This is a genomic window from Nocardia carnea (assembly GCF_029868325.1).
Taxonomy (GTDB): Bacteria; Actinomycetota; Actinomycetes; order Mycobacteriales; family Mycobacteriaceae; genus Nocardia; species Nocardia carnea_C.
In genome coordinates, this window is sequence record NZ_JARWNW010000166.1 from 53,008 (window position 1) to 72,926 (window position 19,919).

General features: G+C 66.8%; 23 protein-coding genes and 1 pseudogene. 11 read left to right on the plus strand and 13 right to left on the minus strand.

All coding sequences use genetic code 11. From position 1 onward, the window contains the following. Positions 1-11: 11 nt before the first annotated feature. The gene (locus QH196_RS12940; protein ID WP_280416017.1) at positions 12-650 is read left to right on the plus strand and encodes a GNAT family N-acetyltransferase; all 639 of its coding nucleotides are present in this window, start codon (positions 12-14) and stop codon (positions 648-650) included. 17 nt (positions 651-667) lie between these two features. On the opposite strand, the gene QH196_RS12945 is transcribed toward QH196_RS12940, so the two are convergent. Further along, on the minus strand, positions 668-1,132 hold the full coding sequence (locus QH196_RS12945) for a MarR family winged helix-turn-helix transcriptional regulator (protein ID WP_280416018.1): 465 nt from the start codon (positions 1,130-1,132) through the stop codon (positions 668-670). A gap of 150 nt (positions 1,133-1,282) precedes the next feature. Here QH196_RS12945 and QH196_RS12950 point away from each other — a divergent pair, with 150 nt between their 5' ends. The 5 genes from QH196_RS12950 (at position 1,283) to QH196_RS12970 (ending at position 5,530) form a co-directional block, all read left to right on the plus strand. Continuing rightward, a complete protein-coding gene (locus tag QH196_RS12950) occupies positions 1,283-2,350 on the plus strand; it encodes a hypothetical protein (RefSeq protein WP_280416019.1) in 1,068 nt (355 codons plus the stop codon). Between the two features lie 196 nt (positions 2,351-2,546). Further along, the gene (locus QH196_RS12955) at positions 2,547-3,359 is read left to right on the plus strand and encodes an SAM-dependent methyltransferase (protein ID WP_280416020.1); all 813 of its coding nucleotides are present in this window, start codon (positions 2,547-2,549) and stop codon (positions 3,357-3,359) included. Between the two features lie 102 nt (positions 3,360-3,461). Beyond that, positions 3,462-3,944 carry a hypothetical protein gene (locus QH196_RS12960; RefSeq protein ID WP_280416021.1) on the plus strand — a complete coding sequence of 161 codons (483 nt, stop codon included), beginning with the start codon at positions 3,462-3,464 and terminating at the stop codon, positions 3,942-3,944. A gap of 15 nt (positions 3,945-3,959) precedes the next feature. After that, positions 3,960-4,697: an ABC transporter ATP-binding protein gene (locus QH196_RS12965; protein ID WP_280416022.1), complete on the plus strand. Its 738-nt coding sequence runs from the start codon at positions 3,960-3,962 to the stop codon at positions 4,695-4,697. Next, a complete protein-coding gene (locus QH196_RS12970) occupies positions 4,694-5,530 on the plus strand; it encodes an ABC transporter permease (RefSeq protein WP_280416023.1) in 837 nt (278 codons plus the stop codon). The genes QH196_RS12965 and QH196_RS12970 overlap by 4 nt, the downstream gene beginning before the upstream one ends. Positions 5,531-5,579: 49 nt before the next feature. Here the strand turns inward: QH196_RS12970 and QH196_RS12975 are convergent, their stop codons facing one another. The 3 genes from QH196_RS12975 to QH196_RS12985 all read right to left on the minus strand — a co-directional run bounded on the left by QH196_RS12975 (position 5,580) and on the right by QH196_RS12985 (position 8,423). Next, positions 5,580-6,893 (minus strand): cytochrome P450, encoded by a 1,314-nt coding sequence (locus QH196_RS12975; protein WP_280416024.1) that lies wholly within the window; start codon positions 6,891-6,893, stop codon positions 5,580-5,582. Positions 6,894-7,211: 318 nt separating this feature from the next. Continuing rightward, positions 7,212-8,129, minus strand: coding sequence for a helix-turn-helix domain-containing protein (locus QH196_RS12980; RefSeq protein ID WP_280416025.1), 918 nt, complete (start codon positions 8,127-8,129; stop codon positions 7,212-7,214). A 60-nt stretch (positions 8,130-8,189) separates the two neighbouring features. After that, positions 8,190-8,423: a DUF397 domain-containing protein gene (locus tag QH196_RS12985; protein ID WP_280416026.1), complete on the minus strand. Its 234-nt coding sequence runs from the start codon at positions 8,421-8,423 to the stop codon at positions 8,190-8,192. A gap of 431 nt (positions 8,424-8,854) precedes the next feature. On the opposite strand from QH196_RS12985, the gene QH196_RS12990 reads away from it, so the two are divergent. Further along, complete coding sequence (locus tag QH196_RS12990) at positions 8,855-9,157, plus strand: hypothetical protein (protein WP_280416027.1); 303 nt, start codon at positions 8,855-8,857, stop codon at positions 9,155-9,157. On the opposite strand, the gene QH196_RS12995 is transcribed toward QH196_RS12990, so the two are convergent. Next, on the minus strand, positions 9,131-10,012 hold the full coding sequence (locus QH196_RS12995; protein WP_280416028.1) for an arylamine N-acetyltransferase family protein: 882 nt from the start codon (positions 10,010-10,012) through the stop codon (positions 9,131-9,133). The two genes, QH196_RS12990 and QH196_RS12995, sit on opposite strands and share 27 nt — an antisense overlap. Before the next feature lie 54 nt (positions 10,013-10,066). Here QH196_RS12995 and QH196_RS13000 point away from each other — a divergent pair, with 54 nt between their 5' ends. Continuing rightward, entirely contained in the window at positions 10,067-10,681 is a 615-nt protein-coding gene (locus QH196_RS13000) for an SDR family oxidoreductase (RefSeq protein ID WP_280416029.1), read from the plus strand. Positions 10,682-10,788: 107 nt separating this feature from the next. Beyond that, a complete protein-coding gene (locus QH196_RS13005; RefSeq protein WP_280416030.1) occupies positions 10,789-11,607 on the plus strand; it encodes a maleylpyruvate isomerase family mycothiol-dependent enzyme in 819 nt (272 codons plus the stop codon). A 32-nt stretch (positions 11,608-11,639) separates the two neighbouring features. Here the strand turns inward: QH196_RS13005 and nadC are convergent, their stop codons facing one another. From nadC to nadA, 3 genes are all read right to left on the minus strand, one after another. Then, positions 11,640-12,500 carry a carboxylating nicotinate-nucleotide diphosphorylase gene (nadC, locus tag QH196_RS13010; RefSeq protein ID WP_280416031.1) on the minus strand — a complete coding sequence of 287 codons (861 nt, stop codon included), beginning with the start codon at positions 12,498-12,500 and terminating at the stop codon, positions 11,640-11,642. A gap of 100 nt (positions 12,501-12,600) precedes the next feature. After that, a complete protein-coding gene (locus QH196_RS13015) occupies positions 12,601-14,349 on the minus strand; it encodes an L-aspartate oxidase (RefSeq protein WP_280416032.1) in 1,749 nt (582 codons plus the stop codon). Positions 14,350-14,561: 212 nt separating this feature from the next. Beyond that, positions 14,562-15,617: a quinolinate synthase NadA gene (gene nadA / locus QH196_RS13020; RefSeq protein ID WP_432279484.1), complete on the minus strand. Its 1,056-nt coding sequence runs from the start codon at positions 15,615-15,617 to the stop codon at positions 14,562-14,564. A gap of 64 nt (positions 15,618-15,681) precedes the next feature. Here nadA and QH196_RS13025 point away from each other — a divergent pair, with 64 nt between their 5' ends. Continuing rightward, complete coding sequence (locus QH196_RS13025) at positions 15,682-16,443, plus strand: NUDIX hydrolase (RefSeq protein ID WP_432279485.1); 762 nt, start codon at positions 15,682-15,684, stop codon at positions 16,441-16,443. Between the two features lie 52 nt (positions 16,444-16,495). Here the strand turns inward: QH196_RS13025 and QH196_RS13030 are convergent, their stop codons facing one another. The 4 genes from QH196_RS13030 to bioB form a co-directional block, all read right to left on the minus strand. After that, positions 16,496-17,026, minus strand: a complete 531-nt coding sequence (locus QH196_RS13030) for a DUF1353 domain-containing protein (protein WP_280416034.1) — start codon at positions 17,024-17,026, stop codon at positions 16,496-16,498. 150 nt (positions 17,027-17,176) lie between these two features. Continuing rightward, positions 17,177-17,917, minus strand: coding sequence for a DUF2567 domain-containing protein (locus QH196_RS13035; RefSeq protein ID WP_280416035.1), 741 nt, complete (start codon positions 17,915-17,917; stop codon positions 17,177-17,179). 2 nt (positions 17,918-17,919) lie between these two features. Next, positions 17,920-18,147, minus strand: coding sequence for a hypothetical protein (locus QH196_RS13040; protein WP_280416036.1), 228 nt, complete (start codon positions 18,145-18,147; stop codon positions 17,920-17,922). 32 nt (positions 18,148-18,179) lie between these two features. Next, the gene (gene bioB / locus QH196_RS13045; protein ID WP_280416037.1) at positions 18,180-19,208 is read right to left on the minus strand and encodes a biotin synthase BioB; all 1,029 of its coding nucleotides are present in this window, start codon (positions 19,206-19,208) and stop codon (positions 18,180-18,182) included. Positions 19,209-19,355: 147 nt separating this feature from the next. On the opposite strand from bioB, the pseudogene QH196_RS13050 reads away from it, so the two are divergent. After that, positions 19,356-19,739 (plus strand): annotated as a pseudogene (locus QH196_RS13050) (TetR family transcriptional regulator); the annotation flags it as partial. Here QH196_RS13050 and QH196_RS13055 read toward each other — a convergent pair. After that, positions 19,740-19,883, minus strand: a complete 144-nt coding sequence (locus QH196_RS13055; RefSeq protein WP_348538071.1) for a hypothetical protein — start codon at positions 19,881-19,883, stop codon at positions 19,740-19,742. Between the last annotated feature and the right edge of the window lie 36 nt (positions 19,884-19,919).

A 19,919-nucleotide genomic window follows, 5' to 3' on the forward strand; every position in this document is an offset into this window, starting at 1 on the left:
AGATTGCCGCCATGCGAATCCGAACGTTCGAGGAACGGGACCGACCGGCACTACGGCAGCTGGCGTTGCGGGCGGGACAGGGTTCGCCGACCGAATCCCTGTGGGGCCATCCCGAATCCGAGGCGCAGATATACCTCGATCCCTATATGGAACGCGAACCCGAATCGTTGTTCCTGGCCGAATCCGACGGCGAACTGATCGGTTACCTCACCGGTTGCGTGGATACGGACGCTTTCCCGGGCGAGGACCAGCGAATCGCGGACGCCATCCGGGCGCACCGCCTGATCCTGCGTCCCCGGCCGGTTCTGTTCTTCGCCCGCAGCGCATTCGACGCCGCGAGCGCGGCGCTGCGCCGTACACCGGCCGCCGGTGAAATCCACGATCCGCGCTGGCCTTCTCATCTGCACATCAATGTCGTGCCCGAGGCCCGAGGCACCGGCGCGGCGGACGGACTGATGGAACATTGGTTCGCGCGGCTCCGGTCGGCGGGTTCCTCCGGGTGCTATCTGCAGACATTGGTCGAGAACACCCGGGCTGTCCGGTTCTTCGAACGGATGGGTTTTGCCCCGCACGGATCGACGCCGCCGGTGCCGGGGCTGCGTTACCAGGGCAAACGAGTCCACCAGCAGACCATGGTCCGCAGCTGCTGACCGACTCCGCCGCCGGACTATTTCCCGGCCGGCCGCGTCGCGTGATCGTCGAGTATCCGGCCGAGCAGCGTAACCAGAGTGCGGCGTTCCGCGGCGGATAGAGCGGCGAGCAGATCCTGTTGAGCGAGGTCCAGTCTGCGGTCCAGCTCGCGGAGATGTTCCCGGCCGGGACCCGCCAGGTTCACGATATTGCGCCGCCGATCATCCGGATCGGCGGTGCGCTCCACGAACCCCCTGGCCACCAGGTCGTTCAGGACGGCGACGATATCGCTGCGATCGATTCCGGTGCGGCGCCCGAGTTCGGCCTGACTGGTGGCGCCGCCTTCGTCCAGCGTGGTCAGCACCGCGTAGTGGTACCGGCGCGAACCCGTACCGGCCATCGCCTGTTCGGTCGCCCGGTCGGCCAGTAGCGCGGTCTGGTTGATCAGTCGCGTCGGCAGACTACGCAGCCTGCCCGCGGCCCCCTGATGCGCGGCTTCCATACCGGCAATCTAGCAACCGCCCGTTGGCAGGACCCACAAAACCTCCGCTCTCGCGCAGGTAATCATTGAGGCTCATCGGGATCTGACCGTCCTGCCGGGACAGCCCTGTGCGACACTGACGACGTGCAGCCGAAGCGTAGGGTTCACTTCGTGGGCAGCTTGCCCGCACAGTTGGACAATCCAGCCAAGGCGATGGCGTTCGCCGTCGACACTGCCGGTGAATTCCTGGATGGCCTGGTTCCCGGTGGCGAAGCGGATCCCTATCGCGCCCAGTGGTACATCAGGCCCATCATCGATCGGCTCGACAGCATCCCCGCGCTGGAAGCGGTGCGGCGCGGTGATTGGTCGACGCTGCGTTCCCGCAACACCTTTCGGCTCCGGCCGGGGCGATCGCTGGGCGAAGCAGATATCGACGCCGCACTCGGCTATGCGGAGGAAGCCGGCCGTGCCGTCGAGGCATTGGCCGATATGCGCCGAACAGATCCCGGACTACGTTTACAGGTAGGCATACCGACGCCGTTCGTCATCGGTTTCATCGCATTCGAGGCACGGATGCTCGTGTGGCGCCGACGCTCGGCGCACCGCGGTGACCGACGCTTCCCCTACTACCGCCCGATCGTCGACGCGACCGTCAGGGAAATCCTCCGGATCCACGAGTCGTTGGGGGACAACGTCGTATTCCAACTCGAACTTGCCGCGGAGACGCTGCTCTGCGCACGGCTGCCCGCTGTCCTGCGGCAGGCTGTGGCCACCGCGGCGGGTCGAGCGATCGCACGCCTCGTGGCACGGGCACCCCACGGTGCCCGTTTTGGGGTACACCTCTGCTACGGGAGCCTCGACGACAAGCCGGTCGTGGCGCCGAGGTCCACGGAGGCGGTCGTCGTGCTGGCCAACGCGATTGCGCGATACTGGCCCGCGGGAAGGCATCTCGAGTTCGTCCACCTGCCCATCGGCAACGGCAAGCTGGCACCGGTGCAACCGCGGTACTACGAGCCCTTGGCCCGCCTCGAATTGCCCGCCACTACGCGAGTTGCCGCCGGGCTCGCGCATCCGGAGCAGCCGCTCGAGCAAGCACGACAGAGCCTGGCGGCGGCGGAGTCGGCCTACGGCGGCCTGTTGGATATCGCGGCCCCGTGTGGTCTGGGCCGGTACAGCACCGTCGACCGGGCACGGTCCGCAGTAGCTCACGCAGTCGCCCTGGCCGAAACCGATCTGTGAAGACGACCGGTGGTCACGCAGCGCCGCCGGAACGCATTTCGCCGGAAGATGTTTCGTCGACAGCCGGATCCGGGGAGCGCGGTTCGGCCGGGCTGAGCGCTGACTCGTTCGGGTAACCCGTATCCCACTCCGTGTGAGGCCGAGAGATCTCCGGAGGAACGCACACCCGAGGTGGCCGTCGGCTACGATTGCACCCGTGGTCGAAGGAATCGAAGGGCCTGCGCCGGAAAGCAGCCGGACGCCGAGCCCGTTCGACACCGAAAAGCTGACTTCCGCCCGGGTGTACGACTACCTGTTGGGCGGAAAGGACAATTACGATGTCGACCAAGACATGGCTCGTCAAATGTTGTCCAGCACACCCGAACTCAAGACGTTGGCCTGGTTCACCCGGAGCTTCATGCGCAGAGCGGTCGAGATGGCCGCTGATGCCGGTATCCGTCAGTTCATCGATCTCGGCTCGGGTACTCCGAATTCGCCCAATGTGCACGAGGTGGCTCGGGAGATCGAACCGTCGGCACGGGTGGTGTATGTCGACTACGACCAGGTCGTGGTCACCCATTGTGATGCACTGCTGGCCCGATCGCCCGGTGTCACAGCACTGTTGGGAGACGTTCGCCGGCCCCACGACATTCTCGATCAGCTGATCGAGAGCGACCTGATCGATCTCGCGGAGCCCGTAGCCATCACGCTCGTCAGTGTGCTGCACTACGTGATGGACGACGAACACCCCGCCGAGATCCTCGCCGCCCTCCGTGATCGGATGGCGCCGGGCAGTTACCTGGCGATCACTCATGGCTCCAGTGCTTCCTCCCCGGAGATACTCCAGGTACTCGCCGGCACCAACGGCACATCGGCGCAGGTGGCCTTTCGGTCCACAGCGCAGACGGAGGCATTCCTCGCCGGTTTCGAGTTGCTCGATCCCGGCGTGGTGCCGGTACAGCAGTGGCTCCGCCCCGGCTTGCCGGACACTCGAATGGTCATGCTCGGTGCCGTCGGGCGCAAACCGTGAGGAGCCGAGATGACCAGAAGTAGTCTCGAACACGCTGATTTGTCGGCCACCTGCATCGTCGAGCCTGCAGCAGGTGCTGTCCCGGTCCATCAGAGGATGAAAATGAAGACCCTCAAAGTTGTTGCTGGTGTCCTCTCGACAATCGCAACGGTCGCCGCGGTCACCACCGGCGCCTCGGTTGTCAATGCCCCTGCCGCCTCCGCGGCGCCGGGTGAGTTCCTCATCACCCGGGAGATTCCTACCCTGGAAGATCTGGATGCCCAGGTCGCGTTCCTGATCGAGAAACCCGCCTCCGACGAGGCCAAGGCGGCCAATATGGAAGGCGGTATGCGGGCCGTCGTGGTGGCGCGCACCCTCTACAACATCGGCCTGTATCGAGCTCCGCGCGGATCGAACGAGATCACCGGTCCCGAAACCCACGACGGCAATGTGCACACCGCTATGCTGCGCAGCAAGACAGCGGGCCAACCGGATCTGGTCGCACGCGTGGTCTGGAAGCGTATCGACGGTGTCTGGAAGCTGTCCAACAGCTCCGTGTGTGAGGGTGTCAAGGCCGTGGGGCTGGCGATGGCCTGCGATTTCTGACCGGCTGCGAGCACTGTGATCGATATCCGTGACCTCACTCTGGGCTATCCAGGCGTCACCGTTCTCGAAATCCCCGAATTGACGGTGGCCGACGGGGCACTCACCTACCTGCTCGGTCTCAACGGCACCGGTAAAACCACACTGCTGCGGAGTATCTGCGGCGTCATCGCGCCCGCCCTCGGCACCATCCAGGTAGACGGCACCGTCGTCCGCGCCCATCACACCACACCGGCGACGCTCGGATTGCATATCGACTACCGGGCCTTCGACCCACGTCACACCGCACGGCGGCACCTACGCTGGATCACCCGCGCCCGTGGCCTCCCCACCGGGCGGGTGAGCGACGTTCTCGAGATCGTCGACCTCGCCCGGGTCGCCGATCGCCGATTGGGGCACTATTCGCTCGGTATGCTCCAACGTGTCGGCATCGCCGCCGCATTACTTTCCGAACCTCGAACCCTGTTGCTCGACGAACCTCTCAACGGCCTCGATATCGCAGGCATCCGCTGGATACGCGAACTGCTGCGCGACCTCGCCGATGCCGGGACCTGTGTCCTCGTTGCCACGCATCTGCTCGATGAGGTCGAACGCAACGCCGACCATATCGTCATCCTCGGAAACCGGCGCATTCTGGCCGACCAGCCGTTCGCCCACCTCATGGACACCTTGGGTCCTGGCGAGACCGGCCTCGAGGACGCCTATCTGCGAATCGCCGGCCTGCCTACCGATATCGCGTCCGGCACGGCCTCATGAACAGTCCCGGTGCGGCCACACTGATCCGCCGCGGTATCGCTGCCGAATGGACCCGCACCACCGGGCGTAGTTTTCTGTGGATCGTCGCGGTTCCCCTCACATTCGTGCTGCCGCTGATCGTCACCTTCGGAATCGCGGCCGTCGCAGAACGGCTCGCAGTCCTCCCTGGACAGAGTTACCTGGCCACAGTCTCCACCACCAACTCGGTGTACTGGGTGATCACCTTGTCCGTCTCGGTCATGATGGTCACCACCGCCTACGCCCATGCCGCGCAGTGGCGCGGTCGGACGAGTGATCTCAATGCGTTCCTGTTTCCCCGGTTCTGGACCGTTGCGCTGGCCCGGTGGTTCTACTACGGCACCATCACTGCGGTGTCGACAGTTGTTCTGCTCGTCGTCGTCATGCTCACGCTGCCGGCCCAGTTCCCCCAGATCTATGGTGCTGTAGACATCACGGACTCGGCCGGTATCCGGTTCCTCTGGACCGTGCCGAGCTACGGGTTCGCCGCTTGCGGTGTGGGTGTCGCGGTCGGGTCGTTGATTCGCACTCCGTCCGCCGCTGTGGCCGTTCTGCTGTTCTGGGTCTATGTGGCCGAGAATTCCATCAATATGTTGCCCCACGGGTACACCTTGCAGGCCTATGCCCCGTTCCTCAACGCCGTCGCCGCAACCGGCCAGGAAGTCGCGTTCCTCCCCCGCTTCGGCCGCAACGGATCGCTGCTCTACTTCGTCCTCTTCGCAGTCGTCCTTTTCGTCACCGCTGCTGTCCTGCCTGTCCTGGTTCGCAAGTTTTCGGCATACCGCAGAGCTGCGGTCACCAAATCAGGTGCCTGATTCACGGCGCCGCTGCGGGGTCGTCACGGTTATCGAATCGGCCGTACCGTTACCGGGAGACCGGACGAACCTCGAGCGGAAGCTTGCCGATCCCAGGGATCGGCCCCATTGCTCGCGGGACCTTCTCGGTGACGACCGGCCGAAACTCCCACTTCGACAACAAACTGTGCAGCGTCGTCTGCATTGCCGTCCAAGCGAAGTTGTTGCCGATGCACATCTGATTGCCCATGCTGAACGGGACGAAGCTCCGGCATTTCGTTCCGGCGCTCGAGGCCGGCCACCGATCGGGGTCGAAAGTGTCCGGCTCGGCGAATATATCCGGGTTTCGATGAATGGCGGCAATGCTGTAGCCGATATCTGTCCCGGCCGGAAATGTGAAACCGTCGAGATCGACAGTGGTGACGGTGCGCCGGGTTTGCAGTAGTGGTGAATGGATCCGCGTGACCTCGTTCAGGAACCGGTTCAGATAGTCGAGCCGGTCGAGGTCTCCGGGATCGAGTTCTCCCGCATCGGAGATCTCCTGCCGCAATGTCGAAGCCACCTCCGGACGCTGCGACAACTCGTACAGAGCCCAGGTCAGCGTGGTGGTCGAGGGGTCGATCCCGCCGAAGAGTACGGTCACGGCCTGCTCTGCCAGGAACTTGTCACTGTGGTGTTCGTCATCTGAGGAATCCAGCAGGATATCGATCAAATCGTTGCGGCGATCACCGCTGCCCCGGCGTGCGACGAGCAGATCCTGACAGTATTCCCGCAGTTGCGTTCCGGCAGAAAGGAATTTGCGGTTCACGGGTAACGGTAGGTTCGCCAGCTTCTTGGGCAGCACACTGCCCACCATGGCGCCCGCGCCTATGTCCTCGACTACACCCGAGATGAACCGGAGCTCTCCGGTATCGGGTTTGTGCGAGAACATGGATTCGAGCACATTGGCGATCACCACTTCCAACATTGCCGAACGCGCCTCGACGTGTTGGCCCGGCCGCCACGAACTCGCCAATGCGTCCGCGTTCCGCTTCATGGTGTGCGCGTGGCTTGCCAACTCTGTTCGGTGGAACGCTGGTTGAAGCAGGCGACGAAGATCCCTGTGCTGCGCACCGTCCGCGACGATCAGCGATTCCCCGAAAATGAGACGGATGCGTTCGAACAGGAGCCCTCGCTCGTAGGCATCCGAGTTCTCGACCAACACCCTGTGGAGTAGTTCGAAATCGGTGATGACATAGAGGACGCGACTGCCGATATCGACACGCGCGATCTTCCCGACGCGGGCAAGATCCACCATGAAGCCGACCGGATCACGCCATAGTCCCCAGCCGTGCCCGACGACAGGCAATCGGCCGGGCGCGCGCGGGACGTCGCGGATATCCACAGTATCTTGCACCTCATAGTCGGCAGGTCCGAGGCCACGGACGTCGGCGGATCGATCGGATCGCTGAGGCCTGTGATCGATCCACACGTTACCTCAGCCCGGATACGTGCGCCGTGGAGTTGACAGCCGAATATGTGTGTCCCGCAGAGCATAACGTCACGCTTCGGCGGGAGAACCGCTCCGGCAAGGGGCCGGTGTTCGGTCGTGCCCGCGGTGAAGGGACACGGTGGCGAGTGCGGCTTCGGTTCCGTATCCCGCGCAGTGGACATCTGTCTTCGATCGGGTCGTCGGCCGAGAGTGATTCTCCAGCCCTCGCCGCTAGCCGACTGCGTCGAGGAGCTCCTGGAGGAGAATGGGGGTTCTCCCTACGGGGTGGGCGTAACCTGCGCACAGGGTGTCCATCAGTTTCCGGTAGTGCTGCAGGTCGACCGCTTTGTCGAGATAGAGTGCGCTGGTGAGCTGTTCGAGATAGACGATGTCGGGCAGTTCCTCTTCGGGGAAGCGCAGCATGCTGAAGGAGCCGCCTTCGGCGGGCGTGGGACCGGCCGATTCCGGGAGCACCTGGATGGTGATATTGGGCTGCTCGGTCAGCTCGAGCAGGTGCAGCAGCTGATTGCGGGCCACGCAGGGATCCGGGGGCAGCCTGCGCAGCACATGCTCATCGACAACCGCCCATACGCTGGGAGGGTTCGGTGTGCGAGTCAATATGCGCTGGCGCCGCATCCGCATATCGACCAGACGCTGGGCGTCCTGCCGGGAATCGAGGCCGAAGATATAGCGGGCGTAGTCGGCGGTCTGGAAGAGGCCCGGGATGTAGTGGGTCTCATAGATGCGAATGCCGAGGGCGGCCTGTTCCAGACCGACGTAGGTCTCGAACCAGGAGGGCAGCAGGTCATTGTAGCGATGCCACCAGCCCGGCTGGTTGGCCTGACGAGCCAGAGCGAGGAAGCGATCACGCTCGTCGGCGTCGTGCACGCCGTACAGCGTGAGGAGGTCGCCCATATCGCGTACTTTGAATCCGGTTCGACCCAACTCGAGCCGGGCAATCTTGGATTCGGAAGCGCGCAGCGCCTCGCCCGCGGTCTCGCGGCTGATCCCGCGTTCCTCGCGCAGTTTCCGTAGCTGGACACCGAGCGCGATCCGCAGGACGGTGGGGCCGCGGTCGATGGAGGCCCGGGCCGTCACATCACCGTTGTGGTCGAACCTCGCCGCCGTGGAGTCGGCCCTGGCTGTCATCGAGTCGGCTCCCATCCGGCAAGCATCCGTATCCCCTTGTGGCTGCGCCCCCGCAACACCTTACAGCATGAGGCTATCGAAGCGGCCGCCCTTGATATCGCGCAGCAAGGTAGCGAACTCCGCGCGCGTATAGGACAGCACGGCACCCTGGGGGTCTCGGGAGTTGCGCATTCCGATCAGGCCGCCGGGAAGCTGCGACAGCTCAACGCAATTGCCGTTCGGTCCGCTGAAGGAGCTTTTCCGCCAGGCGATTGCACTCGGCTTCGATGAGGATTCGGAAGTGGGATCGGACATGATTCTCTCACTGTTCCTGTCGATGAACGAGATTCGCGGTCCTACCGTACACACAGATGCACTTGCAGGTGCATATCTATTCGAAGATGCAGATGCATCTCCCGTTGCATCTTCACCCGGAGTTTGGAACACTGCGATCAAGCGGTAACGCCTGGTGCAGGCATGCAACGCGGGCAGTCGAGTGCTGTTCTGTGACAGGAGGACTGGATGGGGGCTCCGCATCGGGCGGCCGGTCACCACCTCGTCTGCCCCATACCTCTCGCTACCGATCCGCGGCCGCGATGTGGCGCACATTTCGTTCCGACGCTGCGGCCCGCTTCCCCGCGGGCGGTGCCTGCCGTTGGGGTACGCCTATTCCGTTCGGCGCGCAGTTCGTTTCGACGAGAGAGCCGACAGGGGACCGACCTCACGCGGCCGGACAAGGAAGCCGAATGAAGCGAGAAGGACTGCGTACCACGACAACCACCGACGGGAAGAAGACCGCGGACTGGTCGCTGGCCCGAAGACGCCCGTGGATTCGGCGCGTATTGCTGCTCGGCGACTCGAGTCCCGCGGTCCAGTGGCCCGGCAAGCCGCGGCCGTCGGCGCCACCTGAAATGGTCGTCTTCGCCGGCGATGCGGACCCGCTCGATCTTGCCGATGCCCGTGAGGTGTTGCCGCAACACCAGGATCTGTGGGATGCGGTGCAACAGGAATTCTGGGCGGCCCTACTCGACGTCAACCAACCCCGCTGAGGCCCACGGGGCGCGAAGCAATGCCGCGGCATCCTCGTCGGGAAGTTCGATATCGAACACTTTTGCCAGTGTTTCCGGTAGCTCCGCGAGCTCCAGTTCCCGTGACCGACTGGAGCCGTCGGGGTGCTCGCTGGTCAGGACGCGGCCGTCGAGGATGTGGTGGGCGTCGGGATGGAAACGCTGGACGAACGGGCGCCGGGTGAACGGCGACCGGGGCGAGGTGGCGACGAAATGGTTGCCGACCTCATAATCCATCCGGTACTGCGGTGCGAGGGTGAAGGTATAGCGGTCGACCCATCCATCCTTCGCGAACTGGTGCAGCACCCACTGTTCGGTCTCCAGCTCGCCGAATTCCCGGGCGAGCCGGAACCGCCAGTCACCGAGCACGAACTCCGCCGGGCTGTCGATAAGCGCATAGGGTGCGGCCGGACCCGCTCCGAACCCGACATCAACGATCCATATCCGGTCGTCGTCGGTGGTGGTGACCCGCAGCAACGCATGAGTGGCAGGCCGCAACCCGTCGGCACCCATCGTGACCCGCCCCGACAGCCCCGTCACGCCGAAGCCCAGCCGTTCCAGCACCGCCCCGAACACAGTGACGTTCTCGTAACAGTAACCACCCCGTCGCTGCCGTAACAGCTTGTCCTGCAAAGTTTCCAGGTCCAGCGGAACAGGCCGGCCCAGTACCGCCTCGAGATTCTCGAACGGGATGGAAGTCGTATGGGCGGCGACCAGTGACCGCAGGACAGCCAGCGTGGGGGTACGCGGCCCGGAGTACCCGATCCTGTTCAGGTACAGCTCCAGATCCAGTTGGTCGCCGTTCCAGTGGTATGCCGCGTCGGCAGGCTTCGGCATGGCACTCCTCGATTTCACCCGATATCGATAAGAGCAACCTTCCACACACGGCATATGTTCCGTGCGACCCGCCGGACCACGGGCACGACCTGCCGATCGAGCTCGCCCGCGTCATTTCCGGCTACCACGCGCCCACACGCCGCCCGACTCACCTTCAGCCCACGACTCGGACCAATCCCAGAGAACCTGCAACGCCTCACTGAGCTGGAACGCGACGCCGACCCCGGCTACGCCCTGCGGCTCAATCGTGACGCGCAAGTCCGGCTGGCCACACTCGCCCTGCCGCTGATGCCGGCCGGTGGGCGAATCGTCTTCGTCACCAGCCATCAAGCGCATTTCCACGACCGAGGCGGTCCGTTGCCGCAGGGGTATGAGCCGGTGGCCGCGAGCAAACGCGCCGGTGAGCACGCACTACGAGCGCTCATCCCGGATTTCACCGCCCACGGGATCGGATTCGTCGTCGTCTCCGGTGACATGATCGACGGGACGATCGTGGTCCGGCTGTTGGAGCGCCGGGACCCCGAAGCCGTGGCCACCCGCCGCATCGGCGGGCCTCTACCCACCCTCGACCAATTCGCCGAAGCGGTAGCCGGATCGATAGACACCGTGGTGCCCTGCGGGCACACCACCTATATCGGCGGGCACGACTACCTCACCTCCGGAGTCTGAGAGCCGCTTCATGCCGAGTGCTCGGTGTGAAGGCCGGCCGGGGCGGGTCGGGAACTGTTTACGGAAATGGGTGGCGCGGGGAGCGCGGTCGTCGTTTGACTGGGGGCATGCTGGTATTCGATGCTCGGCCGTTGTTCCTGCGGGAACGTCGCGCACTGCTGGACCTGCTCGGATCACTGGAGGAGGCGGAGTGGTCCGCGGCCACCGTTTGCCCGGGGTGGGCGGTGCGGGATGTGGTGGCGCATCTTCTCGACGACTATCTGCGCCGGTTGTCGGGTAGCCGGGACGGGTACAGCGGTGTTCCCTTCGCGCCGGGTGAATCACTGCCTGCCTATCTGGCGCGGATCAACGGTGAATTCGTGGCGGCGATGCGCCAGTGCAGCCCGGCCACCATGGTGGACCTGCTGACCCATCTCGGCCCTCAGCTGGATGAGTTGTGGGAACGGACCGATCCCACCGGGCCCGCATACCTGGATGTGTCCTGGGCCGGGGCGGGCACGAGCCCGGCCTGGCTCGATTGTGCCCGGGAGTACACCGAGTTCTGGGTGCACCAGCAGCAGATCCGGGACGCGGTGGGGCGGCCGGGGGCCGGCGAGCCGGAGCTGCTGCGGCCGGTGGTGGTGACATTCCTGCACGCGCTGCCGGTGGCGTTGAGCGGGTGCGTCCGGCCGGCGGGTACAGAGGTGAGCTTCGAGGTCACCGGGCCGGCCGGTGGGCGCTGGGCGGCTGTCAGCGATGGCACGGGATGGAGTCTTCTGGACCGAGTCTGCGCGGATCCCGCGGCTGCGGTGCGGATGGACGCCGATACGGTGTGGCGTCTGGGCAGCCGCGGAATCACCGTCGAGGAGGCTCGGCGGCGCGCGCAGGCGACCGGCGATCCCGAACTCATCGCGGCCGCCACCGCACTGCTCGCGGTCGTGGCTTGAGCGGTGCGGTGCCGGATCACAGCGGCATCGCGCTACATATCGAGGCCCAGGTCGAGTACCCGGACGGAGTGGGTCAGCGCGCCCACGGCGAGGTAGTCGACGCCGGTGCGGGCGTAGTCCGCGGCCATATCCAGAGTGAGTCCGCCGGAGGATTCGAGTTTCGTGCCGGGGGCGGCGGCGTTGCGGCGCTGGACGGCGGCCTGAGTCTGCCAGAGCGGGAAATTGTCCAGCAGGACCAGCTGGACGTTCTCGGCCAGGACCGCGTCGAGTTGGTCGAGGTTGTCGACCTCCACTTCGCAGTCGATATCGGGAGCGGCGGTGCGGACGGCGTGCAGGGCGTTCACCACCGACCCCGCGGCGACCACATGGTTGTCCTTGATCAGTGCCGCGTCGCCCAGGCCCATGCGGTGATTGACGCCGCCGCCGGCGCGTACCGCGTATTTCTGCAGGGCGCGCAGGCCGGGCAGGGTTTTCCGGCTGTCACGGATACGGCAGTTCGTGCCCGCTACAGCGTCCACCCAGTCGGCGGTCGCGGTAGCAATACCGGACAGATGACAGAGCAGGTTGAGCATGGTGCGTTCGGCGGTGAGCAGGCCGCGGGTCGGGGCGACAACACCGAGCACAGCGTCGCCGGCGGCGATGCGGGTGCCGTCGGGGACGCGTTCGGTGATTTCGTAACCGTCGGCGCCGATCACCTCGTCGAGCACGAGCAGCCCGATATCGATACCGGCGACCGTGCCCGGCTGACGCGCCACGACCGCGGCCTTCACCACGGCTTCCGCGGGAACGGTGGCGACGGTGGTGATATCGGGGCCGTAGCGCAGATCCTCGTCGAGCGCGGTGCGGATGATGCCGCGGATCGCGTCGGGGTCCAGCCCGGGGTCCAAAGTCATTCTGTACTCCTCTTTTCCTTCTCCGCGGGCGCCGCGCAATGCCGGATGACGCCCTGGGCCCGTCCGCAACAGGTACGGTCCCGGATTCCGCCCGTGCCGTTCACGATGGTGCGTCCGATGGGCCTGTCCCCGCGGTGGCACGACCACCGGTGCGGGAGGGCATGCCCAGTCCATGCACAACCGGCAACCCCGTGGCATCTGTGGCAAGGAACGGGGCGCCGGAATCGTCCAGGCGTATCACCATGGGCTGGGCCGAATCTTCCTGCGGTAAGGGGTGTTCGGCGCGGGTATGGCAGCCGCGGCTCTCGGTGCGCGCTGCAGCCGCCAGCAGTACGGCGCGGGCTGTGACGGTCAGAGCGGAATCTTCGAAGCGTGCGATCAACTCTGCCGGGCCGTCCGGCAACCCACCGGATGCCTGGGGCGGCAGAGTTTCCGCGGGCATCGGCACGGTGGCCCGGGAGTGCGCCTCGGCACTTTCGGCCGGGAACCGAGCACCCTGGCCGGCAGCGGTTTCGAGGATGGCCGTGGCCCGTGCCAGGCCGCGCCCTTCGCGCACCACCGACGCGTGTTCGGTCATCGTTCGCTGGACCAGCGCCCGCGGCAGCGCGCCACGTTCCGGCACCGACCGGCCGGATACCTGTGCCGGTTCACCCAGCCGCTCGAGCGCCGCCAGGCCGGCCCGTTCACCCATCACCAAACCCTCGAGCAGGCTGTTGGACGCGAGCCGGTTCGCGCCGTGCAACCCGGTGCGCGCGACCTCGCCGGCCGCGTACAACCCGGGGACACCGGTGCGGCCGTGCAGGTCGGTGACCACTCCCCCGCACTGGTAATGCGCCGCGGGTGCCACCGGGATGAGGTCACGGCGGGGGTCGATCCCGGCGACCCGGCAGGAGGTGGTGATGGTGGGGAACCGGGAGGCGAAATCGCGGATTCCGCGGGCGTCGAGGTAGACGTGGTCCGCACCGAGTTCCCGCAGCCGCGCGGCGATCGCCCGGGACACCACGTCCCGCGGCGCCAGATCGCCGCGCGGATGGACCCCGGCGGTTACCGATTCTCCGCGGGAATCGACCAGCACCGCGCCCTCACCGCGCACCGCCTCGCTGATCAGCGGCTGCCGGCCGATCCCGCCGGGCGAGTACAGCACGGTGGGGTGGAACTGCAGGAATTCGAGATCCGCCACCGCCGCGCCCGCCCACAAAGCCAGCGCCACCCCGTCCGCTGTGGCTCCGGCGGGGTTGGTGCTCAGCGCGTACAACTGTCCGAGACCACCGGTGGCCAGCAGTACCGCCGGTGCGTGCACAATTCCGGGACCTCGGCCGGAGACCGCGACGACCCCTTGGACACCGGACTCGTCCGTGACCACGTCGAGTACGGCTGTCCCGAAGAGCACGGGAAGGCCCGCCTCCGACAGCGCCCGCTGCACTTCCGCGCCCGTGGCGTCGCCACCCGCGTGGATGATGCGACGTGTACTGTGCCCGCCCTCACGGGTCCGCGAGATCTGGCCGTCGCGGCCGAGGTCGAACACCGCGCCGAGATCGGTCAGCGCGGCGACCGCGTCGGGTCCGGCTTCGACGATGGATCGCACCGCGGCGGGATCGCACAGTCCGCCGCCCGCGGCCAGGGTGTCGGCGACATGGGAGTCCACCGAATCGCCCTGCGGCGCGACCACCGCGATACCGCCCTGCGCGTACTGGGTGGCGGTATCACTGGGGCCCCCTTTGCTCAGAATCAGCACGCGCAGCCCCAGCCGTGAGGCGGCGCGCGCGGCGGTGAGCCCGGCGACGCCACCACCGATCACGACCAGGTCCGCGCGCTCTTCCCATGCCGGTTTCCATAGTTCACCAGTCATCGTGTCCTCCACTGCCCGCAGCAGTTACCGAGGAGGCGCCGGCACGGCCGGTACCCGGACCTGCTCGCGCATCGGCAGTTCTCGGGTAACCACCGGCACGACCCCCTCGCGCCATACGCGGCGCAGGCGTTCGCTCACCGAGCCGGCCGGCTCCGGCGATGACCTCCTACGACGCGGGCCGCCACCCCCGCCTGTGGCGACCGCCCCGTGCGTCATTCCCCGCCGCCGGGGTTCCCGATCTCGATCATGCGCTGGACCGAATTGCGTGCCTTGGCAGCGGTTTCCGGGTCGACGTGCACCTCGTCGCGGTTCTCCTCCAGGCAGCGCAGCAGCGCGGCCGGGGTGATCATCTTCATGTACTTGCAGGCGGCGCGGTCGTTCACGGCCTGGAAATCGATACCGGGAGCGGCCTTGCGCAGCTGGTGCAGCATGCCGACCTCGGTCGCCACGAGCACCTGGGTCGACGTGGCGGCACGGGCCGCGTCGATCATGCCGCCGGTGGACAGGATATGTACCCGGTCGGCCGGGAATTCGCCCTCTCCGGCCAGGTAGAGCGCCGAGGTGGCGCAGCCGCATTCGGGGTGGACGAACAGTTCGGCGTCCGGGTGGGCGCGCGCCTGGTCGTTGAGTTCGTCACCGTTGATTCCGGCGTGGACATGGCATTCGCCCATCCAGATGTGCATGTTCTCGCGGCCGGTTTCGCGTTTGACGTGCGCGCCCAGGAACTGGTCGGGCAGGAACAGCACTTCGCGGTCCGGGTCGATGGAGGCCACGACATCCACGGCGTTGGAGGATGTGCAGCAGATATCGGTCAGGCCCTTCACGGCCGCGGTGGTGTTGACGTAGGACACCACCACCGCATCGGGGTGCTCGGCCTTCCAGTCGCGCAGATCCTCGGCGGTGATCGAATCGGCCAGCGAGCAACCCGCCCGCTGATCGGGGATCAGCACGGTTTTCTCGGGGCTCAGGATTTTGGCGGTTTCGGCCATGAAATGCACACCGCAGAACACAATCGTGCCTTCGGGGGCTTCGGCCGCGATCCGGGACAGCGCCAGGGAGTCACCGACGTGATCGGCCACGTCCTGGATCTCCGGGAGCTGGTAGTTGTGCGCGAGAATGGTCGCGTTGCGCTGCCGCGCGAGGCGTTTCACCTCGGCCGCCCATTCCGGTGTCGCCTCCACCCCGGTGTAGCCCGTGGGCCCGTCGACGATCCGCTCCCGCAGTGCGGTACCCGGCGCCGGGGCCAATTCTGCTCCCATCGTCGCCATGGTCGCTCCTTCCTTCGTGCTCTCGGCAGCCCTGCCGATTCGCACTCAACCAGGTTTTCGACTTATGATCGAAAACGTGGACCAGTTTAGCACCATCCATGAATCGCTCACCGCGGTGTTCCAGGTTCGCCGCTTCCCCGCCAATATCGCCGCAGGTGAGAGCGGTCACGACGGGAGGATTGACCGCCGACCGCCCGGACAGCGCAGCGAACTCGCCGTCCTGCTGTGGCAGCGCGCCCTCGACCCGCAGCAGGGCACCTGGTCGCTACCGGGCGGCCGGTTGCGCAACGACGAGGATCTCGACACCTCGGCCCGCCGCCAGCTGGCCGAGAAGGTCGATGTGCGGGAGGTGGACCATCTCGAGCAGCTGTCGGTGTTCAGCGCCCCGGACCGGGTGCCCGGCCCGCGCCGGATCGCCTCGGCCTACCTCGGGCTGGTCCCGCTCACCGCCGACCCGCAGCTCCCCTCCGATACCCGCTGGCATCCGGTGTCCGCGCTCCCGGAGATGTCTTTCGACCACGGGACCGTGGTACAGCACGCCCGCACCCGGCTGGCCGCGAAACTGTCCTACACCAATATCTCCTTCGCCCTGGCGCCGGACCGGTTCACCATGTCCACGCTGCGTGAGATCTATTGCGCCGCACTGGGGTACGACGTGGACACCACGAACCTGCAGCGAGTTCTGACACGCCGCAAGGTGATCACGCCCACCGGCGATACCGCCACACCGGGCCGGGCGGGCGGCCGGCCGGCGTCGGTCTACCGTTTCACCGATTCGGACCTGCGGGTCACCGACGAGTTCGCGGCACTCCGGCCCCGCGGCTGACACCTGGAACCTCCTGGTACCCGAGCGCACGGCCCCTGCCGGCTTGTCCAGCTCAGGTTCGCATCTGTGGCCGGGGAACCCGGGTACGCCGCTCCGGTGGCGCGAGCCGGTCCACCGGCCAGGCGAGCAGTTCGATGAACCAGAACAGCACCAGGAACACCGCGACCACAACGGTCGGTATCGCCACGAAAACGATCGACAGCACAGCGATCACCAGGAACACCGCGAACGCGGCCGGTGATATCCCCTTCAGCCGGCTACCCAAACGCACTGCGGCCCACATCATCCAGCGCCGCGGCCGGGAGACATCGCATTCCCGCAGCGTCCGCCGGAAGATACCGTCGGCGTCGGCCGCCCCGACCCGTTCCGTGCGGCACAGGTAGTCGTGCAGGATCGCCGCCCGCGTATACACCCCGTACCGCGGGATCAGCCAGACCAGCGGCCGCGGCACCGAGGCGAAATCGGTGCGGAAACCCGCCGGTACCTCGAATTCTTCGTCCGCCCCCTGATAGGTCAGCGGCTCCCGGACCTTCCAGAACTTCCCGTCGATCTCCTCGACCACGAGTGAACTGGTGAACCCCACGACGTCTTCTCTCTGTCGTCCTCCCGAACGCAGTCAGCCTACGGCGGGGCGGCCGGGGCCGCGCGGCGGGCAGGGCGTAATCCCGCTGCGCGGGACGGGACCCGGCCGGCGAGAACCGTTGCCGCTGCTCGGTTCCGGAGCGGCCGCGCGTTACTTCGACAGCGACGGTCCAGGCGGCGACTCGTGCGGTGACAGCGCGGTTTCACCGCCGGCCGGCACCTGGGCTCCGGGCTGCGCAGGGCCGCTCGCCGGTACCCGGGCGGACGGTTCGCCGGGGTAGAAGGCCTGGTCGTAGTCCGGGTATTCCGGCTCCGCATACGGCTGGGGACGTGATTCCCCGAAGGGACTCATGAATCCGCTACCGAGATCCTCGGTCGTGCTGAGCCCGGCCAGGATCAGGATGACCAGCGCCGCGGTCAGCGGCTGGACCAGCAGGGCGAGCGGGCTTTCCAGACCGACGGGCAAGGATACGATCTGACCCACCGGCGGATCGTCGGGCCGCGGGTTGTCCCAGGTGTTGACCGATTCCCCGATCCACGCCATCACCCACGCCCCGGCCACCGAACCCAGCAGCAGCCCGATGAGCTGGATGGGGCCGCGCATACGCCGCCACCGCCAGGCCGCGGCCGCGGACAGCACGCCGGTCACCGCGCCCAGGCCCGCGAAGATCGCCAGGGCGTCGAACCTGTGCAGGCTCTCCCCCACCAGTGTGGCGCCGCGGCCCGGTTCGACCACCAGTACCAGTTCGGTCGGTACCAGCAGACCCCAGACCACGCCCGCGAACACACTCAGCACCACCACCGCGGCCAGCACCATCACGGCAGCACGCCACTCCTTGCGCCCGCCGCCGCGGTGTTCCTTGCGCGCGGCACCACCGCGTGACCCGGGCACCGCTACCGCCTCTCCGCGGACGCGGACTCGAGGACTCCGTGCCGCGAGCAGCGGGCCCGCCAGCCGTCCGGATCGATCTGCACGACCATCCGGCGCCCGCAGTGCGCACAGAACCGTGGCGGTTCCAGCCCCAGTGCGACGGCCCGGGAGACCGGCTCGTCGTGCCCGGGTACGACCCGCGTGCCCGTGAACGGGTTGTAGCGCTCGTCCATATCGCCGACAGTACTCATCCGGCCCTGCCTTCCGCGGTTGGCGCCGCCGATCAGAATGTCTCGTTGAGTGCCTTGATCGGCATCTGGAGTTCGCCCAGCAGGTCGAGGTCCTGTTCGGCGGGGCGGCCCAGGGTCGTCAGATAGTTGCCGACGATCACGGCGTTGATTCCGCCGAGGATGCCCTGGCGGGCGCCCAGGTCGCCGAGGGTGATCTCGCGGCCGCCGGCGAAGCGCAGGATGGTCCGGGGCAGTGCGAGCCGGAAGGCGGCCACGGCGCGCAGGGCGTCCGCGGCGGGCAGGACCTCGAGATCGCCGAACGGTGTGCCCGGGCGGGGGTTGAGGAAGTTCAGCGGCACCTCGTCGGGTTCGAGTGCGGCCAGGTCGGCGGCGAATTCGGCGCGCTGTTCGAGGGTTTCGCCCATGCCGAGGATTCCGCCGCAGCAGACCTCCATCCCGGCGGCCCGCACCATGCGCAGGGTGTCCCAGCGTTCCTCCCAGGTGTGGGTGGTGACCACGTTCGGGAAGTGGGAGCGGGCGGTTTCCAGGTTGTGGTTGTAGCGGTGCACGCCCATCGCGGCGAGCCGGTCGACCTGATCCTGGGTGAGCATCCCGAGGGAACAGGCGACCTGGATGTCGACCTCGTTGCGGATGGCTTCCACCCCCGCGGCCACCTGCGCCATCAGCCGCTCGTCGGGGCCCCGTACGGCGGCGACGATGCAGAATTCGGTGGCTCCGGTCTTGGCGGTCTGTTTGGCCGCTTCGACCAGGCTCGGGATATCGAGCCAGGCCGCCCGGACCGGGGAGGCGAACAGCCCCGATTGCGAGCAGAAATGACAATCCTCCGGGCAGCCGCCGGTCTTGAGGCTGATGATGCCTTCGACCTCCACCTCCGGGCCGCACCATTTCACCCGGACCTCGTGCGCGAGTTCGAGCAGCTGCTCGAGCCGGTCGTCCCCGAGGCGCAGCACGTCCAGGGTTTGCTCCCGGGACAGCCCGATACCGCGTTCGAGCACCTGCTCCCGCGCGACGGTCAGCACATCGCCGGCGGATATCTCGGTGGTGACAGGGGCCTGGGTCACTGGCGGATCCCTTCGTCGGGAGGTGTGCGGCGGCGGGCCTGCACACCGGACTTGAACAGCGTTCAGGGCAGGATAGCGGCAAAGATTGAACAGTGTTCAGGCTGGGGTAGCGTCAGGGGCGTATCGAAGCCACCGGGAGGACCGACTGTGCAGCTACACCGAGACGATGTCGTGGACGGCGCCCTCACCATCCTCGACCAGTACGGACTCGCCGACCTCACCATGCGCCGGCTCGCCGGTTCGCTCCACGTCCAGCCCGGCGCGCTGTACTGGCATTTCCCCAACAAACAGGCACTGCTCGGCGCCGTCGCCGACCGGATCCTGGCCCCGATGGAACAGCCCGTCGCCGCGAGCGACTGGTCGGGGGCGATGACCGAATTGGCGCACCGGCTGCGCAACTGCCTGCTCACCTACCGTGACGGCGCGGAACTGGTCTCCGCCACCTACGCCTCCCGGCTGACCACCAGCAAGGGCCGGGAACGGATCGCCGGCGCGGGGCTACCCGCCGGGCTGGCCCCCGGACCGGGCGCCCTACCCGCCAACACCCGGCGGAAGCCGCAAGGCCGTATGCCCGACCGCGCGATCCTCAGAGGTGTTGATATGGCTGCCCTGCAACATCCGGTCCCGCTGCGCCGCCACCCCGGCCTCGTCCGCCAAATCGACCAGCAGGCGCAAAGTTTCCCGGGTGAACCGATGCTTGCTGTAATCGAT

What these genes read in the sequence shown, in the direction of transcription:
- QH196_RS12940 (WP_280416017.1), top strand. Translation starts at nt 12, where the DNA reads ATGCGAATCCGAACGTTCGAGGAACGGGACCGACCGGCACTACGGCAG.
- QH196_RS12945 (WP_280416018.1), bottom strand. Translation starts at nt 1,132, where the DNA reads ATGGAAGCCGCGCATCAGGGGGCCGCGGGCAGGCTGCGTAGTCTGCCG.
- QH196_RS12960 (WP_280416021.1), top strand. Translation starts at nt 3,462, where the DNA reads ATGAAGACCCTCAAAGTTGTTGCTGGTGTCCTCTCGACAATCGCAACG.
- QH196_RS12970 (WP_280416023.1), top strand. Translation starts at nt 4,694, where the DNA reads ATGAACAGTCCCGGTGCGGCCACACTGATCCGCCGCGGTATCGCTGCC.
- QH196_RS12980 (WP_280416025.1), bottom strand. Translation starts at nt 8,129, where the DNA reads ATGACAGCCAGGGCCGACTCCACGGCGGCGAGGTTCGACCACAACGGT.
- QH196_RS12985 (WP_280416026.1), bottom strand. Translation starts at nt 8,423, where the DNA reads ATGTCCGATCCCACTTCCGAATCCTCATCGAAGCCGAGTGCAATCGCC.
- QH196_RS12990 (WP_280416027.1), top strand. Translation starts at nt 8,855, where the DNA reads ATGAAGCGAGAAGGACTGCGTACCACGACAACCACCGACGGGAAGAAG.
- QH196_RS12995 (WP_280416028.1), bottom strand. Translation starts at nt 10,012, where the DNA reads ATGCCGAAGCCTGCCGACGCGGCATACCACTGGAACGGCGACCAACTG.
- QH196_RS13000 (WP_280416029.1), top strand. Translation starts at nt 10,067, where the DNA reads ATGTTCCGTGCGACCCGCCGGACCACGGGCACGACCTGCCGATCGAGC.
- QH196_RS13005 (WP_280416030.1), top strand. Translation starts at nt 10,789, where the DNA reads ATGCTGGTATTCGATGCTCGGCCGTTGTTCCTGCGGGAACGTCGCGCA.
- nadC (WP_280416031.1), bottom strand. Translation starts at nt 12,500, where the DNA reads ATGACTTTGGACCCCGGGCTGGACCCCGACGCGATCCGCGGCATCATC.
- QH196_RS13015 (WP_280416032.1), bottom strand. Translation starts at nt 14,349, where the DNA reads ATGACTGGTGAACTATGGAAACCGGCATGGGAAGAGCGCGCGGACCTG.
- nadA (WP_432279484.1), bottom strand. Translation starts at nt 15,617, where the DNA reads ATGGCGACGATGGGAGCAGAATTGGCCCCGGCGCCGGGTACCGCACTG.
- QH196_RS13025 (WP_432279485.1), top strand. Translation starts at nt 15,682, where the DNA reads ATGATCGAAAACGTGGACCAGTTTAGCACCATCCATGAATCGCTCACC.
- QH196_RS13040 (WP_280416036.1), bottom strand. Translation starts at nt 18,147, where the DNA reads ATGAGTACTGTCGGCGATATGGACGAGCGCTACAACCCGTTCACGGGC.